The sequence below is a fragment of the Xanthomonas maliensis genome (assembly GCF_009192945.1).
GTDB classification, from domain to species: domain Bacteria; phylum Pseudomonadota; class Gammaproteobacteria; order Xanthomonadales; family Xanthomonadaceae; genus Xanthomonas; species Xanthomonas maliensis.
In genome coordinates, this window is sequence record NZ_NSET01000062.1 from 1 (window position 1) to 17,643 (window position 17,643).

Sequence of the window (17,643 nt, forward strand, 5' to 3'; positions counted from 1 at the left end):
CGGCGGCACCGGCCGGCAAGCCCGGCTGGCGCGAGCGCCTGCGCAACAGCAGTTTCGCCCGTAGCTTCGGCGGATTGTTTTCGCGCAACCCGCGACTCGACGACGACCTGCTGGACGAAATCGAGACCGCCCTGCTCACCGCCGATGTCGGCATCGGCGCGACCACTGCCTTGATCGAAGGCCTGCGCAAGCGCATGAAGGCGCGCGAATTCGTCGATGCGCAGGCGCTGCTGCGGGCCTTGCGCGCCGACCTGATCGCGCTGCTGCTGCCGGTGTCGCGCCCACTGGTCATCGACCGCGACTGCAAGCCGTTCGTGGTGCTGACCGTCGGCGTCAACGGCGTCGGCAAGACCACCACCATCGGCAAGCTCGCCAAGCGCTTCAAGGACGACGGCCATAGCCTGATGCTCGCCGCCGGCGACACCTTCCGCGCTGCGGCCGTGGCGCAGTTGCAAGCCTGGGGCGAGCGCAACGGCGTCAGCGTCATCGCACAGGGCCAGAACGCAGACGCCGCCTCGGTGGCGTTCGACGCACTGCAAGCTGCCAAGGCACGCGGCACCCAGGTGCTGATCGCCGATACCGCCGGGCGCCTGCACACCCAGACCGGCCTGATGAACGAACTGGGCAAAATCCGCCGCGTGCTCGGCAAGATCGACGCCGCCGCGCCGCACGAGGTGCTGATGGTGATCGACGGCACCACCGGCCAGAACGCGATTTCGCAGTTGCGGCAGTTCCATGCCGCGGTCGGGGTGACTGGCCTGGTGGTGACCAAGCTCGACGGTACTGCCAAGGGTGGCGTGGTGTTCGCGCTGGCGCGCGAGTTCGGCATTCCGATCCGCTACGCCGGCATCGGCGAACGGCCGGAAGATCTGCGCGTGTTCGATCCGGAAGCGTTCGTGGACGCGTTGTTGCCGGAAGCGCTGGGCGGCTGAGTGATCGCTGCCTGCCCGCATCTGCAGCCCTTGTGCGTGCAGGCGCTGCAAGCCGGTTGCCACGTGCGCGACGTGTCGCAGGCGTCGCGGGCCAGGCGCATGGTGGCGTTCTCCCAGCCCTTGCCCGCCGCCCTGCGCAACCAGGGCCGCCGCAATCCCGACCTGGCTTACTACCGCGTCCCAGCCAGCCCGCATTGGCCAGGCGACGAAGGCTTCTTCTGCGAACCTTGCCTGGTTGGCCTCACCTTTCCGCTGCACTGACCCGCTGCACGCCAGCGGCTGCCCGCTGGCCACTGCGCCCGCCCCTTCGCCAGCAGACCGTATGCCCGCCGACCGCCCCGTTTCCACTGCCGACCGCTTCGTCGATCCCCTGCTGCACTGGTTCGACGGTCATGGCCGCCACGACCTGCCCTGGCAGCATCCGCGCGCGCCGTATCGCGTGTGGCTGTCGGAGATCATGCTGCAACAGACCCAGGTTGCGGTGGTCATTCCGTATTTCCAGAAATTCATCGCCCGCTTTCCCACCCTGGCCGACCTGGCCACCGCCGACAACGATGCGGTGATGGCGCACTGGGCCGGGCTGGGCTACTACGCACGCGCACGCAATCTGCATGCGGCCGCCAAACGCTGCGTGGAGCTGCATGGCGGCGACTTGCCGCGCGACTTCGATGCCCTGCTCGCGCTGCCCGGCATCGGCCGCAGCACGGCCGGCGCGATCCTCAGCCAGGCCTGGAACGATCGCTTCGCCATCATGGACGGCAACGTCAAGCGCGTGCTGACCCGCGTCCACGGCATCGCCGGGTATCCCGGCTTGCCGGCGGTCGAAAAACAGCTCTGGCAGTTGGCCGAGGCGCATGTCGCTCAGGTGCCCGCGGGGCGCATGGCCGATTACACCCAGGCGCAGATGGATTTCGGGGCCACCCTGTGCACGCGTGCCCGGCCTGCCTGCGTGCTCTGCCCGCTGCAGGAGCGTTGCGTGGCGCGCCGCGACGGATTGGTGGAAGCACTGCCCACGCCCAAGCCCGGCAAGCAACTGCCCGAGCGCGAAGCCAGCGCGCTGCTGCTGGAAAACGCCGATGGCGCGCTGTTGCTGCAGCGGCGACCGCCGACCGGCATCTGGGCCGGCCTGTGGACGCTGCCGCAGGCCGATACCGACAGTGCGTTGCAGGCCTGGTTCGATGCCAATGTCGATGGGCACTACGATCGCGCCGAACCGCTGCCGCCCATCGTGCACACCTTCAGCCATTACCGCCTGCACCTGCAGCCACTGCGTTTGCGCAAGGTCGCGTTGCGTGCGGGCGTGCGCGACAATGACGCGCTGCGCTGGGTCGCCCGCGCCGATCTCGCAACGCTGGGCCTGCCCGCCCCCATTCGTAAACTGCTCGACGCGCTATAGCGCGCACTGACGAGGAAGCCGCATGTCCCGCACCGTGTTCTGCCAGTACCAGCAATGCGATACCGACGGCCTGGACTTCGTGCCGTATCCGGGCGAACTCGGCCAACGGATCTTCGCGCAGATCGGCAAGGCCGGTTGGCAGGCCTGGCTGGCACACCAAACCATGCTGATCAACGAGAATCGTCTATCGCCGCGCGATCCCAAGCACCGCGCTTTCCTGGAGGCCGAACTGCAGAAGTTTCTGTTCGAGCGCACTGCGGACAAGCCGCAGGGCTATGTCTCCCCAGGCGAGCAAGACTAGAGCGTGTTATTCACGTTCTAAGCGCAGCCAACAAAACGGCGAGGTTACTGCCATGCCGGCGCAGCCGGTGCCCGGACTCCTCACGGAGCCCGCGCAGACTCCGGTTCCTGTGCGCCGCACCCACCTGCCGGCGACATTCAATTCAGCAACCTCAGTCGCCATCTTCGCTCCGACGCTCCCGCAGGCTGACTGCACGTCGCTGTTGTTCGGCCTGGCGGATCGCCTTGGCATCCAGCGGCCGGATCGTCTCGATCCGACACGGCAAGCGCACCACCGTCGGCCGCCCCAACACGATGACATCGTCCAGACGCGCGCTTACCTGGCCGAACCGCTGGGTCACCGCGATGGCCTGCGCATATGGCAGCTCCGGGCAATTGCCGCGCAATTCCAGCAGATAGGCCTCGTTAGGACGGGTCCAGACCGCCAGCGCGCTGTCGCCCAGCGCGGTCCAACCGGTCAATGTCCCCTGGTAGCGAAACGCCTTCACCGGCTCGCCCGCCTGCGTGCGGTACAGCTGCGCGCGCTCGACATCGGAGAGACGCACGCTCGCGCAGGCCGTCAACAGCACCAGGACACAGAGCACAACACCAGCGCATTTGAACATGGGCCACCTCGCCGTCATGTCCCTGATCCTGCGCCCGGTGCCGTCGTCCGCATCTGAACGCCCGGCAGCCGCGGGCGCGCGCGCTCACTTGCCGCTGACACAGGGGCCACCGCATGCGCACCATGAAGGCTGCGCCAGCCTGGCCGGCATCACAGCTGACCGACCGGCGACTCAGCCGACGCCGGTTGGCCCATCCAGCAGGATACGCATGCGCTTGAGCAATTCCTTCTGCGTGTACGGCTTGGTGACCACATCGAACTCTGCCCCGCCGGCATCGGTGCGCTGGATGCTCGCGTCGGCGTAGCCGGTGGTCAACAACACCTTGATCTTCGGCAGCATCCGTCGCGCTTCGCGCGCCAGTACCACTCCATTCATGCCTCCGGGCATGATCAGGTCGGTGAACACCGCATCCACGTCGGCGTGTTGCGCCAGCAGATCGAGCGCCTCGCGCCCGCTCGATGCCGACAAGGTGCGATAGCCAGCGCCCTCCAGGAACATCTTCGCCACCACCGCCACGTCTTCCTTGTCTTCCACGACCAGGATGGTTTCGTTGCCGCCTTTGTCCATCGCACGGTTCTTGTTCCCCGGCAGCGTGTTCTCGTACTTGTCCGAGGCCGGGAAGTACAACCGCACGGTCGTGCCCTCGCCGACTTCGCTATAGATGCGCACCGTACCGCCAGACTGCTTGACGAAGCCATAGACCATCGACAGCCCCAGACCGGTTCCCTGCCCCTCTTCCTTGGTGGTGAAGAACGGTTCCATCACCCGGCTCACCACCTCCGGCGGCATGCCCGAGCCGGTATCGCTGACCGCGATGCTGACGTAGCGCCCAGGCGCAAGCTGGTGATACAGCGCCAGATCGTTGCTGGTGATCTCCACGTTCTGGGTCTGCACCAGCACTTCCTTGCGCTCGGCATGGGCCATCGCATCGCGTGCATTGATCAACACGTTCAACAGCGCCACTTCCGCCTGGGTGGGATCGATCTGGCAGTTCCACAGCCCCTCTTCCAGCGATTGCCGCAGCGTGATGCCACCTCCCAGCGCGCGCTCGGCCATATTGTTCATGCCCGCGACCAGCCCGTTGAGGTTGACCACGCGGCCCCGCAACTTCTGCTTGCGCGAGAACGCCAGCAATTGCTGGGTCAGCGTGGCAGCCCTCGCAGCGGCCGCTGCCGCATGCTCGGCGCTGGTTGCGATCCGTGTGCTGCTGCCATCCTTGGAGACCAGCATCTGGATCATTTCCAGATGGCCGGACATCACCTGCAGGAGATTATTGAAATCGTGCGCGATACCGCCGGTCAGCTGCCCCAGCGCCTCCATTTTTTGCGCCTGGCGCAGTGCATCCTCGGCATCGCGGCGGCGGCTGACATCCAGCTGCGACCCGAAGAAATAGATCAGATTCCCTTCATCGTCGAACACCGGCGAGACGAACAAGGCATTCCAGAAGCTTGAACCGTCCTTGCGGTAGTTCAGCACCTCGGTCGCGAACTCGCGACGGTGTTCGATGGCCTCGCGTACTTCCGCCACGCTCTGGCGATCGGTCTCCGGCCCCTGCAGGAAGCGACAGTTATTGCCGATGATTTCTTCGGCCGAATAGCCGGTCATCTCGAGAAACGCCCGATTGGCGAACACGATGGGATTGTCGGGCAGGTGCGGATCGGTCACCGTCATCGGCATGCGCGTGGTCTCCACGGCGGCGAAAAAGATATCGGCGCGATGGGACTGATTGCGCAGGCGTTGGTATTGATCGAAAGGCGGCTGATGTGGCGCACCGTCACCGGACTGGTTCAAAATCGTCTCCCGCGGGCCTGTTCCCGCGAAGTCAGTTTAGCCAGCGCCGGTGAGGCCATTGTCATCGCGCATTCCATCGCGACCGCGGCGTTCTCCCGTCCACACGCCAGACATTCGTCCCGGCTGCACCTGGCGCCAAACCGATCGAACGCATGGGGAGGTGTCGGGGGCAGCGTAGAGAGAGAGGGGCGAATGCCCGCGCTGCAATGCTTGAAAATGGTGGCCGAGGACGGAATCGAACCGCCGACACGGGGATTTTCAATCCCCTGCTCTACCAACTGAGCTACTCGGCCACTGCCGCAACAAACTACCTGCGTTGCGAGGACGCGCATCATAACGACCACGCGCCCTTTGGGCAAGCCTTGGCCAGGCTTTTTGTTGGGATGGCCGCCAGCGTCGGGTTTCTTGCGCCCGTTCACGCCACCGCATGCCCGCTGTGGCCTAGCCTGCGCGCGTCCGTCCGGGAGAGTCGCATGCGCCTTCGCCACCTGCTGTTCGTGTTGCTGTCGTTGCTGCCCTTGCCCGGCGTCGCGCTGGTACAGAGCCCGGTACGGGCAGTACCGCAATTGGATGTCTCGCGCTACGCCGGGCAATGGCACGAGATCGCCCACCTGCCGGTGTCGTTCCAGAAGAAGTGCCGCGGCGACATCACCGCCAGCTACACGCTGCGCGACGATGGCCTGATCGGCGTGCGCAACAGTTGCCGCACCGGCGACGGTACGCTGGCCGCGGCCGACGGCGTCGCGCGTCCGGTGCCAGGGCAACCAGGCCAGCTGCAGGTGCGCTTCGCGCCGGATTGGCTGGCGTGGCTGCCCTGGGTCTGGGCCGACTATTGGGTGATCGCGCTGGACCCGGACTATCAATGGGCGCTGGTCGGCGAACCCAGCCGCAAGTATCTGTGGATCCTGTCGCGCTCGCCGCAGATGGAGCGTGCACAGTTCGAGCAGATCAAGGCGCACGCCAGCCGCATGGGCTACGACCTGTCCGCCTTGATCGTCGCCGCACCGCTGCAGTGACCGCCCGCGCAGCTACCGGCAACGACCGTACTGCGTAGTATTCTTGGCGCCGCCAGATCCGCCAAGGAACCCGTCCATGCGTCATCGCCTCCACCTTCTGCTCGTCCTGCTGGCCTGTGGACTGTTGTTGAGCGCCTGCGGCGGTGGCCCGGTACGCCGGGTGTCGGAGCCGGCCGCCAGCATCCAGCAACTGAGCGTGCGTGCCGATGGCGCCTGGGCGGTCGAGCTGCGGCTGCAGAACTACAGCAGTATCCCGATGCAGTTCGAACGGGTGAGCTTGCAGATCCTCAGCGGCGAGTCGCTGGTCGGTGCGGTGGACCAGACCGTCGGCATCTCGATCGGGCCGGAGACGGCCGACGTGGTCTCGGTCACCGTGCAACCGACCTCGCTGGGCCGACTGACCGTGGCCGACGTGCTGGCCAGCGGCCGCTCGCTGCCCTACGCGCTCAAAGGCGCCGTGTGGGCAACGCCGCAGGACAAGAAACAGCGCGACTTCGCCATCGACGCGCGCAATACGCTCAGCCCCGCACCCGGCCTGCCCGGCGTGCTGCGCTGACACCGCCCTTCCTCGATCCGCAGGAGCTCGCATGAGCAGCTACACCGCCCCCGTGACCGATTTCCGTTTTGCCCTGCATGACGTGCTGGGTGCAGAAGCGCTGTTCGCCCGGCTCGGCTACGACCAGGCCAGCGCCGACATCATCGACGCCGTGCTCGAAGAGGCTGGCCGCTTCACCGCGCAGGTGCTGGCGCCGTTGAACAGCGTCGGCGACGAAATCGGCTGCGTACTCGATAAGAGCAACCACGCAGTCACCACCCCGCCGGGCTTCCGCGAGGCCTACGCACAGTACGTCGAAGGCGGCTGGACCGGCCTCACCGCCGAATCCCAATTCGGCGGCCAAGGCATGCCGCATGCGCTCGGTGTGCCGTTGAGCGAAATGATCTATGCGGCCAACCTGGCCTGGGGCAACTTCCCCTTACTGTCGCACGGTGCCATGGAAGCCCTGCGCCAGCACGGCGAGTCGTGGCAGCAGGAGGTCTTCCTCAAGCCGCTGGTCGAGGGCCGCTGGACCGGCACCATGTGCCTGACCGAACCGCACTGCGGCACCGACCTGGGCTTGTTGAAGACCCGCGCCGAACCCAATGCCGACGGCAGCTACGCCATCAGCGGCACCAAGATCTTCATCACCGCCGGCGAGCACGACCTCACCGACAACATCGTGCACCTGGTGCTGGCCAAGCTGCCGGACGCACCGGCCGGCGCCAAGGGCATTTCGCTGTTCGTCACCCCCAAGTTCAAGGTGGACCGCGATGGCACGGTGGGCGAGCGCAACGCGCTGCAGTGCGGGTCGATCGAGCACAAGATGGGCATCAAGGGCTCGGTCACCTGCGTGATGAATTTCGAGGGCGCGCAAGGCTATCTGGTCGGTCAGCCGCACAAGGGCCTGCAAGCGATGTTCACCATGATGAACACCGCGCGCCTGGGCGTTGGCCTGCAAGGCGTGGGACTGTCCGAGCGGGCCTACCAGAACGCCTTGCGCTACGCGCGCGAGCGACTGCAATCGCGTGCGCTCAGCGGCCCCAAGGCCCCGGACAAGCCGGCCGACCCGATCATCGTGCACGCCGACGTGCGCCGCATGCTGCTGACCATCAAGGCGCTGACCGAAGGCAGTCGGCTGCTGGCCCTGCATGCGGCCAGCCTGGTCGACGTCGCCCATCGCGGCGCCAGCGAACAGGAGCGCGCCGATGCCGACACGCTGGTGAGCTTCCTCACCCCGATCTCCAAGGCCTGCCAGACCGAGTGGTCGATCGAGAACACCTACCATGCGCTGCAGTGCTTCGGCGGCCACGGCTATATCCACGAATACGGCATGGAACAGCTGGCCCGCGACGCACGCATCACCACCATCTACGAAGGCACGACCGGTATCCAGGCGCTGGACCTGATCGGCCGCAAGACCGCCGCCAGCCAGGCCGCCGGCCTGAAGCTGTTCCTGGCCGACGTCGAACGTTTCGCCAAGGCGCAGGAAGGCAACGCCGCCCTGGCCGAGTTCCTCGTGCCCTTGCGCGACAAGGCCAGCGAGTGGGCCATGCTGACCCGCGACGTACTGGACCGCGCGCCCCGCAATCCCGACGAGCTGGGCGCGGCCAGCTACGACTATCTGTTTTATTCAGGCTATGTCGTTCTGGCCTATTGGTGGGCACGCGCGGTGGCAGCGGCGGACGCCTCCAGCCATGGCGAAGACTTCAAGCGCGCCAAGCGCGAGACCGCGCGCTTCTACTTCGCGCGCATCCTGCCACGCACCCTGACCCACGCGGCGGCCGTCCGCAGCGGTGCCGCGCCGCTGATGACGCTGGACGCCGCGCTGTTCGGCGCACCGTGACCCTCCCGCTGCGGGCAGCAAACGCACGGCCCACTGCCCGCGGCGCGATCTAGCGCAGGTCCGATGCCTGGCCATCGGACCCGGTCTGGGCACCGGCGGCAGAGCCTGTGCAGGCCTGGCCAGGCTCCAAGGCGTTGCCGGCACGACGCATCTGGTCGCACGCCGACACTTGCGATACACAAACTGTCAACGATCGGGTATAAGCTGTTTTCCCGATGGAGACAGACACGCACGTAGGTGGTGTGATCGTCCCCGGAGGCATCACTGCTCCGGTCGCGGGCATCGCTGTCGCCATTCCCTCGCCTCTTCCCAGCGTGCGGCTGTTGTCGCTTGATGCGCATGGCCGCGTGCTCGACTGGATCAACTGGCAGGACGCCGCCTGCCTGTATGCCCGCGACGCGGTGTCGTGGACGCTGGGCGAACCCTGCATGCAGATTCATGGCGGCATCTCGCGCCGTACCGGCGAACGCAGCCTGTTGGAGCTGCATCCGATCATCGCCGCCCGCGGGCATGCGCGCTCGCGGGCGCTGGACCCCACGCCCACGCTGAGCAATACGGCGCTGTTCGCGCGCGATTCGCAGCTGTGCCTTTACTGCGGCGAGCACTTCAGCCGCCCGCACCTGACCCGCGACCACGTGGTGCCGGTGTCCAAGGGCGGCCGCGACATCTGGGAAAACGTGGTGACCGCCTGTTTCCAGTGCAACTCGCGCAAGGCCAATCGCACGCCGCAGCAGGCGCACATGCCGCTGCTGGCGGTGCCATACCGGCCCAGCTGGATCGAGCACCTGATCCTGTCCAATCGCAACATCCTGTCCGACCAGATGGCCTTCCTCAAGGCGCAGCTGCCCAAGCGCTCCAAGCTCTCGCGCTGAGCGACGGCAAGCCGCCGCGACCGCGCGCGCTGCCTGCGACAGATCGACGCACCCTGCCCATGGTGCTGCGCCGCCCTTGCGGCGCGTGGCGCTGCGCCCTCACTTCGCACTGACGCATGAACCGGTTTGCTTGCCGGGCCTTCGGATGGGGAGGACAATATGGGCTCAGCACATTGACACGATGATGATCGACTCCACCCGCTATCCGCGCCTGTCGCGCATCCAGACCCCCGACGACCTGCGCCGCTTCGATGAAGCCGACCTGACGGCCGTCGCTTCGGAATTGCGCTCCTATCTGATCGAATCGGTGGGCAAGAGCGGCGGCCACTTCGCTGCCGGGCTGGGCGTCATCGAACTCACCGTCGCCCTGCACTATCTCTACCAGACCCCGGTCGACCAACTAGTGTGGGACGTCGGGCATCAGACCTACCCGCACAAGATCCTGACCGGCCGCCGCGACCAGATCCACACGGTCAAGCAGAAGGACGGCGTCGCGCCGTTTCCCAAGCGCGAGGAAAGCGTCTACGACACCTTTGGTGTCGGCCATTCGTCGACCTCGATCTCCGCCGCACTGGGCATGGCGATCGCCGCCCAGCGCAACGGCGATGAGCGCAAGGTGGTGGCGGTGATCGGCGATGGCGCGATGACGGCCGGCATGGTCTACGAGGCGCTCAACCACGCCGGCGGCATGGACCCGGAACCCAACCTGCTGGTGATCCTCAACGACAACCGCATGTCGATCTCCGAGGCGGTGGGCGGGCTGACCAAGATGCTCGGTCGTGCCAGCGGCAGCCGCACCCTCAATGCCATCCGCGAGGGCGGCAAGAAGATCCTCGGCGACAAGAAGAACAACCCGACCGCGCGCTTCGTGCGCCGTTGGGAAGAACACTGGAAGGGCATGTTCGTGCCATCCACCCTGTTCGAGGAAATGGGCTTCCATTACACCGGCCCGATCGATGGCCACGACTTGCCCGGTCTGATCGGTGCGCTGAAGACCTTGAAGACGCTCAAGGGCCCACAGCTGCTGCACGTCATTACCACCAAGGGCAAGGGCTATGAACTGGCCGAGGGCGACCAGATCGGTTACCACGCGGTCGGTCCGTTCGACCCCAGCAAGGGGCTGGTGACCAAGGCCGGCGCCAAGAAGCCCACCTACACCGATGTCTTCAGCGACTGGATCTGCGACATGGCCGCCGCCGAACCGGCGCTGCTGGCGATCACCCCGGCAATGCGCGAGGGATCGGGCCTGGTCCGCTTCAGCAAGGACTATCCGCAGCGCTACTTCGACGTCGCGATCGCCGAGCAGCACGCAGTGACGCTGGCCGCCGGCATGGCCACCCAGGGCGCCAAACCGGTGGTGGCGATCTATTCCACCTTCCTGCAGCGCGGCTACGACCAGTTGGTCCATGACGTGGCTGTGCAGCAGTTGGATGTGCTGTTCGCGATCGATCGCGGCGGCGTGGTCGGCCCGGACGGCGCCACCCATGCCGGCAACCTGGATCTGAGCTTCCTGCGCTGCGTGCCGCACATGGTGGTGATGGCGCCGGCCGACGAGGCCGAGTGCCGGCAGATGCTGACCACCGGCCTGCGGCATGCCGGCCCGGCCGCGGTGCGCTATCCGCGCGGCACTGGACCGGGAATCGCGCCCGGTAGCGCGCTGGAGACCTTGCCGATCGGCAAGGCGCAGCTGCGCCGCCATGGCCAGCGCATCGCCCTGCTCGCCTTCGGCGCGACCCTCGGTGCCGCCGAGGCCGTCGGCCAGGCACTGGGCCTGACCGTGGTCAACATGCGTTTCGTCAAACCGCTGGACAAGGCCTTGTTGCTGGAACTGGCACGCAACCACGAAGGCATGGTCACCATCGAGGACAACGTGGTCGCCGGTGGCGCCGGCTCGGGCGTGGCCGAATTGCTCAATGCCGAGGCGGTGGTCATGCCGATGTTGCACCTCGGCCTGCCCGATAGCTTCCAGCACCACGCCAGCCGTGAGGATCTGCTGGCCGAAGCCGGCATCGATCAAGCCGGCATCCAGGCCGCGGTGCTCAAGCGTTGGCCACAATTGGCCGGCAGCCCGCTTCCCGCACTCAACGCCGCCGCTGGCTGAGTACGGCACCGGAGGGCTACTGCAGCGACGCGACATGGCGTCGTTGCAGGGGTTTAACGTCGGCTGCCTGGTCCATTGCGTGCCGTCAGTCGTATGCGTGCTTCAGCGCGTGGACGTCATTGCGGCGCGCGTCGCCGGCATGGCTCTGTCTGTGGCAAGCCAACGAGTAGCTCACGGTGCTTCGACGGCGTAGCCCAGCGCCTGCAAGCGCGCCACATAGCCATCCGGCGCAGTCAAACGGCTGATGGGCAACACCGCGAAGGTACTGCGGTTGCGTTGCAGCGCACCGGTGGCGATGGCGAGCCAGTGTTCGCGCATGCGGCGGTCAAGATCGTCGATCCCACGTTTCCTGATCGCTTCGGAGCTGGCAATCGCTTGCATGCAGGCAGCCTGCGGATCTTCGCGCGGCAACTGGCGCAGGGTGTCGATGTCGCCGACCGACCAGGCATTGGCGCGCTCGACCATGGTGGGAAGATCGCGTTCCACCGCCGCCAGGATGCTGCGGAAACAGCCGACATCGTCCATGCCGCCGGCGCGGAACTCCTTCAGCGCCTGCCGCGGGTCCTTGATCGTGTAATCCAGCGCCGTGGATGTCGGCTTGAGACCTGCGCGTTTGGCCGCCCGTTCCACCACCGGCCAGACCACTGGCGAACGCGCCAGACCGGATCGTTTGACGGCCGCCTCGTACAACTCCCCGGCAGCCACCATCGGGCGCTTGCGTTCCACGCCCCCATCGCGACCGATGTAACGCGCCTTGGCGACCAGCCAACGCGCATACACGTCGGCCGGCAGGATCTCGCGCAGTTCGCGCCCATCCTCGTTCTTCATCGCCTTCATCGCCGAAGGCAGCAAGGTCAGCTTGCCGAAGAAGCCGATGTCCGCATCCAACTTGACGCTGGGCGCCTCCAAGACCTGCTGCGACCGGCCAATGATGGCCTCCACCTCGGCGGACTGCCATTGCAGCCGCTTTGGCAGAGGCGACACGGTGCCCAGGATCCACAACACGTGATCGCCCTTGCTGACCTTCCACAGGCCTGGTCCTGGCTGCACGCCACGCACGACCATCGCCTCCAGGTCGACCACTGGCGGTGGCGCAGTGACGGCCGAAGGTGGAGTCTCCCCGGCAGTGGCCATCAGCGCGACCAGCATCAAACCGGCTCCGCAAAGCACTCCCCTGTATCGCATCACACACGCTCCCTGTTTGACGCGCACACTATGCCAAGCGGACCGCCGCTGCGTTAGGGAAGCGTTTGCCGCCAGCGGCGTCGCCTCAGCGCGGAGCGAGCGCTGCCAGATGCGCGGCCAGCGGGGATTGCGGGTCGAGCAGCATGAACCCTTCCCAGACGAAGCCTGGCGACACCGTACAGCCCACCAGGGTGAAATCGCCCAGCGAGCGGGCCGCCTGCCAGTGCCCGGCAGGCACTACGTGCATCGGCTCGCCGCCACGCTCGGCGGCATCCAGAATCCGGCGGCGCAGCTGCCCGGAGACCTCATCGTAGAGCGACAGTTCGAGCGCCGCACCCTGCTGCCAATGCCAGCTTTCTTCCGCGTCGACCCGATGCCAGGCACTGCATTCGCCCGCAGCGAGCAGGAAGCGGATTGCGGTCAATGCCGGGCGCAGACGAACGCCGTCGCTGACCTGGTGGGTGGATGCATAGATCCGTCGGAAGTGCCCACCCTCCGGATGGGGAGAGAGCTCAAGCGAGCGAATCAGGTCGGCGGCAATCGGATGCATGCCGTCATCCTAGAACGTGTCAGATGCAGGGAGACAGTCCGTGAGACTGCGCCGACACGCTTGCGTCGTCGCGCTTCCGGCCACTGGCTTGTCCCCTGGCCGTCTTCGGCGCCGGGCGTCCCGCACTGCGTCAGGACAGATGCTTTCCCGCACGCAGGCAGGTGCGGAAGAACACCAACAAGTCCCAGCTATACCGCTTGAACAGGCGACGCGGCTCGCGCAGCAAGCGGTACATCCACTCCATGTGCAGGCGCCGCACCCACTGCGGCGCCCGCTGCGCGGTACCGGACAGGAAATCCAACAAGGCACCGACGCCGAACACCAACGGCACCTGCAGCGCCTGGCTATGATCGAGAATCCAACGCTCCTGCAAGGGATTGCCGAACGCGACCAGCAGGACATCCGCACCGGACTGGTTGATCCGCTCGCTCAAGCCTTCGCCGGCGGCAGCGAATTCGCCGTAACCATCGCACAGGCCGACCACTTGCTGCCCCAGCGTCTCGGTCAAGGTCTTGGCCGCCGTCTGCGCCACACCAGGGCGCCCGCCCAACAAGAAGAACTTCAGCGGCTGGGCGGCCTCGCGGCACAGATAAGGGATCAGATCGGTGCCGTTGAGGTTGCCTGCAAAGCGCCGCCCATGGATCAGACGCGCCGCTAGATCCATACCGATGCCGTCGTTGACGATGCGCACGCTCGGCTCACGCATCCGCTGGCGCAAACCCTGGCACTGCACGATGAAGTTGGTATTGGCGAAGAACACCCGCCGCCGCTGGCCAGCGGCCAAGGCGTGGAACAGCTCCAGTGCAAACACGTCCTGCGTCGTGGACAGCACCGGCATGCCTCCCAGCGGAATGATCACGCCCTGCGGCGGCGGCGTCACCGTGATCTCGGCTGTGCCGGTATGCGCTTGCTGACCGTGCATGGCCACCTCACCAAAGATCGTAGGGGAAGGCCGCCAACAATCCGGCCTGCAGGCGGGCGAGGTCGAAATCGCCGTTGCCACCCAGGGCAAGGCACTCTTCCACACTGTGTCCGGCATGCCACTGCTGACGACCAGTGCCGAAATAATAGTCGTCGTACTTGAAGCGGTCCTCGCCATTGCCCCAGTCCAGATAGACCGCTGGGATGCCATAGGCTTCGGCCAGGATCAGCCCGTGCAGCGAGCTGCTGATCACCAGCTCGGCACCGAGCAAGGCACTCATGAAGGTCGCAGGCTTGACGTTGGGGAACACCAGGTGGTCGGCGAAGGCGCTGTACTTTTCTACCGGCTCATTGAAATGCGGAACGATGGCGAACGGTCGCTTCTCGATCGGCCCCAGCGCATCGGCCGGGAAGAAGCGCGGCGTGAGCAGGCCCGGATCGCCATAGACCTCGGGCACGGCAATGCCGCGATCGAGCAGGAACTGACGGGTCTTCGGCCCACGCACCGCGCGGACATCGAGCGTGCTGAAGGTGTTGCGCTCGGACGGAATCTTACCGTTGATGCCACTGCCCCAGACGGTATCTCCGTCCTTGGCGAAGTGCAGCACCGAACCGATCGCGATCAGCTTCTTGCTCAGATCGCGCTTTTCGATCAGCGTCTTGTCCTGCATCGACAACACACATGACACGATCACCTTGGACAGGTGATCGCCCATGTTGACTCCCTTGTTTTTCGGCTGCCACCAGAACAGTGCGCGTCGTTCGGCATGTTCTATCCATTTCTGCAGCAAGGCGTTGGCCATAACAAGAGGTCTCCTTCAAAGCAATGAGCGCGCCGATCAAGGCGCAAATGCGGTCTCCGCGGGCGCAGCCATGGCTGCGCCACGCTGCTGGGGGTACAGACGGGTTTCGGGATAGGCGGCAGGATCCAGTACGCGGTCGGTGGTGTCGGACCAATTCAGGCACTGTCGATAACGCACACGCGGCGCCTCCAAGGCGCGCCCGATGGCGGCAACGATCGAATCGGCATCGCCCGGCGTGTAGCCGAAGCGCGACTGGTACGGCCCAACGACGACATTGGGGCACACCGCCGGCAACCCAAAGAAATCGTACTGCAGCAGTTTCATCGAGCTGTCGGCCAAGTAGACCGGCACCTGCTCGGACGCATACGGCGCAATGCCAAAGCGTGCATGCTTGATGTATGCAATCGTCTCGGCATGCTTCATCTCGCCATAGACCACCACATTGTCGCCGTAACCGGGATGGCGCCCCATCCCCGAGCCGATGACATGAAAGGTCACCTGCGGGAAGGCCTTGCTGGCGACAACGAAGAACTCCGGATCGAACAGCATCGAACCGACCGCCACCGCGTGAATACCTTCGCCATACGGCGACGGATCGCCAAGTTGATCCAGGTTGTGATCCACCCCGTGGCCGACGTGATAGACATTGTCGCGACTGGCCACCTCGGCCGCCATCGCCGGGGATACCAGCGCGATGACATCGAGCATCGGCGCGACGCGGTCGAACTCGCGCTCGATATAGGAGGCGACATTGATCGTGCTCAAGCCGTCGGACGCGCGATAGACCAGCTTCGCCTTCGGATTGACGCGCTTGGCCAGCTCAATGAACGCAACCGCGATGCCACTCTCGATCACGATCACATCGGCCTCGCGCATCCAGTCGAGCAACTGCCGCGGCGGATGCGCCGCGTACCAACGGAACATCAGATCCTCGACCGGACGCAACCAGGCGCGCCGCGTATTGAACGGATGCACGGTGGTCCGCCACAGGAAGCAATCCACGCCCTTGTGCGACACCACGGTATTGGCGGTGTGATCCAGCGGCAGTCGCATGTCGCCCTTCATGCGCGACAGCCGGCTATAGCGCAACGAGAAGAAGCGCGTGGTACCACGCAACGCCAGCTGATCGGTGATGAAATGGATATTGGCGCGGCGCGGCGTCCGGTAATCGTGCGCGGACAAGACCAGATAGCAAGGCCGACGGATGCCGGTGGCAGGGGCAGCAGACGTATCGCTCATGTGCCGAGTCCTATGACGTATGAAGGAAAGCATGCCCGAAGGCAGGCGAAGACCATGTGGTGCTCACCGCCGTGCCCGCGCCTGCATCAGCAGCTTGCGGATGCTGATGATGGACACGACGTCGCGACGGAATGCCGGCCACACCAGCAACAACAGGCAACTCAGCGCCATCGCTGCGGCACCGACTCCCAACTGCTCCCACAGCGGACCGCCGATGCGGACTGAAGCGGCGTAGGCGGCCGCGCCCGCAAGACCATAGGCGACGATCGCGCGCATGGCATTGTGGAACAACGGCATGACTGGCACATCGGTAATGCGACCGATCCAGATCAGCGACAACGGCCAGATCAAGAACAGACCGATCGTGTAACCGACCGACACGCCCATGGCGCCCCATTGCGAGCCGGCAAAGATGCAGGCGATCAGCAGGACGCGACCGACCAGGGAGTAGACCAATTGCTCGCGCATCAAGCCCTTGGCGAGGAAGACCCAATAGGTCGCATAGGCCGCGGTCTGGAAGATGCCACCCAGGGTGAGCACCTGAAACAACGGCACCGCGGCCCGCCACTGCTTGCCCAGCACCAGCACGATCAGTGGAAAGGCGAGCGCACAGGCAAACGAGAACAAGGCGACGATCAAATGCACCATCACCGTCTGACCGCGCAGCAGGAAGGCGCTAAACCGTTCGCGGTCGTCCTGCAGCTGCGACAGCACCGGCAAGGCGACACTGGTGGCCGGCGCATTGATCTGGTTCAACGGCATCATCAACAACTGGAATGCGCGGTTGTAGAGACCCAGCGCATCCGGGCCGGTGCGCCACCCGATGATCACCTGACCGACGTTACGGCTGGCATAGCCGAGCAACTGCGCCGCCATCAGGTTCCAACCGAAGCTCATGAAGGCAGCCATCGGCGCATCGCGGCGGTAGCCACGCGGCAGCCAGCGGGCACAGCCAACGGCGATGGCCAAGTTGACCAAGGCCTGCACCACCTGCTGCACCACCAGCGCCCAATAGCCCCACCCCGCCAGCGCAGCGGCGACGGCCGCCACCAGTCCCAGCACCTGGGCGCCGACGTCGCTGAGTGCCACCTGGCCAAAGCGCAGTGCCCGGCTCAGGTGCGCGCGGTATTGCGTGGTCATGCCGTTGAGCAGAAAGGTCAACGCCAGCGCCTGGGAGATCGTCACCAGCGCCGGTTCCTTGTAGAAATTGGCGATCAGGTGGGCCGATGCGAAGACCACGATCGACAACAGCAACCCAATGCCGCTGTTGATCCAGAACAGGTTGTCGCGTTGTTCGCGACTGACATGTTTGGCCTGCACGGCTGCGGCCGACAGACCGAAGTCGCGCAGGATCTCGGCCGCGCCGACGATCGCAGTCACCATTGCCATCAGACCGTAGTCATAAGGCGTCAGCAGGCGCGCCAGCAGCACGATGCCGCCGAACTGCACCACCATCTTGGCCGATTGGCCGATCATCGTGACCGCTGCGCCGCCGGCGGCGCGTGAACCGAGGCTGCGCTGGGGAGGTGGCGGAGCGGATGTCATCGTCGA

17 protein-coding genes and 1 tRNA gene are annotated in these 17,643 nt (G+C 65.7%); 9 read left to right on the forward strand and 9 right to left on the reverse strand.

From position 1 onward, the window contains the following. The 4 genes from ftsY to CKY51_RS18210 form a co-directional block, all read left to right on the forward strand. Window positions 1–932 (forward strand): signal recognition particle-docking protein FtsY (ftsY, locus tag CKY51_RS18195; RefSeq protein WP_152249616.1); only part of this gene is annotated, 932 nt, incomplete at its 5' end. Further along, the gene (locus CKY51_RS18200; RefSeq protein WP_022974444.1) at window positions 933–1,193 is read left to right on the forward strand and encodes a hypothetical protein; all 261 of its coding nucleotides are present in this window, start codon (window positions 933–935) and stop codon (window positions 1,191–1,193) included. 61 nt (window positions 1,194–1,254) lie between these two features. Further along, window positions 1,255–2,328, forward strand: coding sequence for an A/G-specific adenine glycosylase (mutY, locus tag CKY51_RS18205; RefSeq protein ID WP_022974443.1), 1,074 nt, complete (start codon window positions 1,255–1,257; stop codon window positions 2,326–2,328). A 22-nt stretch (window positions 2,329–2,350) separates the two neighbouring features. Continuing rightward, window positions 2,351–2,629: an oxidative damage protection protein gene (locus CKY51_RS18210; RefSeq protein WP_022974442.1), complete on the forward strand. Its 279-nt coding sequence runs from the start codon at window positions 2,351–2,353 to the stop codon at window positions 2,627–2,629. A 151-nt stretch (window positions 2,630–2,780) separates the two neighbouring features. Here the strand turns inward: CKY51_RS18210 and CKY51_RS18215 are convergent, their stop codons facing one another. From CKY51_RS18215 to CKY51_RS18225, 3 genes are all read right to left on the reverse strand, one after another. Further along, a complete protein-coding gene (locus CKY51_RS18215) occupies window positions 2,781–3,233 on the reverse strand; it encodes a DUF6491 family protein (protein ID WP_022974441.1) in 453 nt (150 codons plus the stop codon). Window positions 3,234–3,404: 171 nt separating this feature from the next. Next, window positions 3,405–4,967: a hybrid sensor histidine kinase/response regulator gene (locus tag CKY51_RS18220; protein ID WP_152249647.1), complete on the reverse strand. Its 1,563-nt coding sequence runs from the start codon at window positions 4,965–4,967 to the stop codon at window positions 3,405–3,407. A 274-nt stretch (window positions 4,968–5,241) separates the two neighbouring features. Continuing rightward, a tRNA-Phe gene (locus CKY51_RS18225) sits at window positions 5,242–5,317 on the reverse strand. 180 nt (window positions 5,318–5,497) lie between these two features. Here CKY51_RS18225 and CKY51_RS18230 point away from each other — a divergent pair. From CKY51_RS18230 to dxs, 5 genes are all read left to right on the forward strand, one after another. Beyond that, complete coding sequence (locus tag CKY51_RS18230; protein ID WP_022974439.1) at window positions 5,498–6,040, forward strand: lipocalin family protein; 543 nt, start codon at window positions 5,498–5,500, stop codon at window positions 6,038–6,040. A 76-nt stretch (window positions 6,041–6,116) separates the two neighbouring features. Next, entirely contained in the window at window positions 6,117–6,596 is a 480-nt protein-coding gene (locus CKY51_RS18235) for an LEA/WHy family protein (RefSeq protein ID WP_022974438.1), read from the forward strand. Between the two features lie 31 nt (window positions 6,597–6,627). Further along, window positions 6,628–8,421: an acyl-CoA dehydrogenase C-terminal domain-containing protein gene (locus tag CKY51_RS18240; protein ID WP_022974437.1), complete on the forward strand. Its 1,794-nt coding sequence runs from the start codon at window positions 6,628–6,630 to the stop codon at window positions 8,419–8,421. A gap of 215 nt (window positions 8,422–8,636) precedes the next feature. Further along, window positions 8,637–9,293 (forward strand): HNH endonuclease, encoded by a 657-nt coding sequence (locus CKY51_RS18245; protein WP_031340913.1) that lies wholly within the window; start codon window positions 8,637–8,639, stop codon window positions 9,291–9,293. A 184-nt stretch (window positions 9,294–9,477) separates the two neighbouring features. After that, window positions 9,478–11,394, forward strand: a complete 1,917-nt coding sequence (gene dxs, locus CKY51_RS18250; protein ID WP_038223523.1) for a 1-deoxy-D-xylulose-5-phosphate synthase — start codon at window positions 9,478–9,480, stop codon at window positions 11,392–11,394. 171 nt (window positions 11,395–11,565) lie between these two features. Here the strand turns inward: dxs and CKY51_RS18255 are convergent, their stop codons facing one another. The 6 genes from CKY51_RS18255 to CKY51_RS18280 form a co-directional block, all read right to left on the reverse strand. Next, complete coding sequence (locus tag CKY51_RS18255; RefSeq protein ID WP_031340912.1) at window positions 11,566–12,579, reverse strand: TraB/GumN family protein; 1,014 nt, start codon at window positions 12,577–12,579, stop codon at window positions 11,566–11,568. A gap of 85 nt (window positions 12,580–12,664) precedes the next feature. Further along, window positions 12,665–13,129, reverse strand: a complete 465-nt coding sequence (locus tag CKY51_RS18260) for a cupin domain-containing protein (RefSeq protein ID WP_022974432.1) — start codon at window positions 13,127–13,129, stop codon at window positions 12,665–12,667. A gap of 130 nt (window positions 13,130–13,259) precedes the next feature. After that, the gene (locus CKY51_RS18265; protein ID WP_022974431.1) at window positions 13,260–14,051 is read right to left on the reverse strand and encodes a WecB/TagA/CpsF family glycosyltransferase; all 792 of its coding nucleotides are present in this window, start codon (window positions 14,049–14,051) and stop codon (window positions 13,260–13,262) included. A 7-nt stretch (window positions 14,052–14,058) separates the two neighbouring features. Continuing rightward, window positions 14,059–14,853, reverse strand: coding sequence for a polysaccharide pyruvyl transferase family protein (locus tag CKY51_RS18270; RefSeq protein ID WP_152249618.1), 795 nt, complete (start codon window positions 14,851–14,853; stop codon window positions 14,059–14,061). Window positions 14,854–14,889: 36 nt separating this feature from the next. Continuing rightward, window positions 14,890–16,092, reverse strand: a complete 1,203-nt coding sequence (locus tag CKY51_RS18275; RefSeq protein WP_022974429.1) for a GumK N-terminal domain-containing glycosyltransferase — start codon at window positions 16,090–16,092, stop codon at window positions 14,890–14,892. A 63-nt stretch (window positions 16,093–16,155) separates the two neighbouring features. After that, window positions 16,156–17,637, reverse strand: coding sequence for a lipopolysaccharide biosynthesis protein (locus CKY51_RS18280; protein WP_031340909.1), 1,482 nt, complete (start codon window positions 17,635–17,637; stop codon window positions 16,156–16,158). Between the last annotated feature and the right edge of the window lie 6 nt (window positions 17,638–17,643).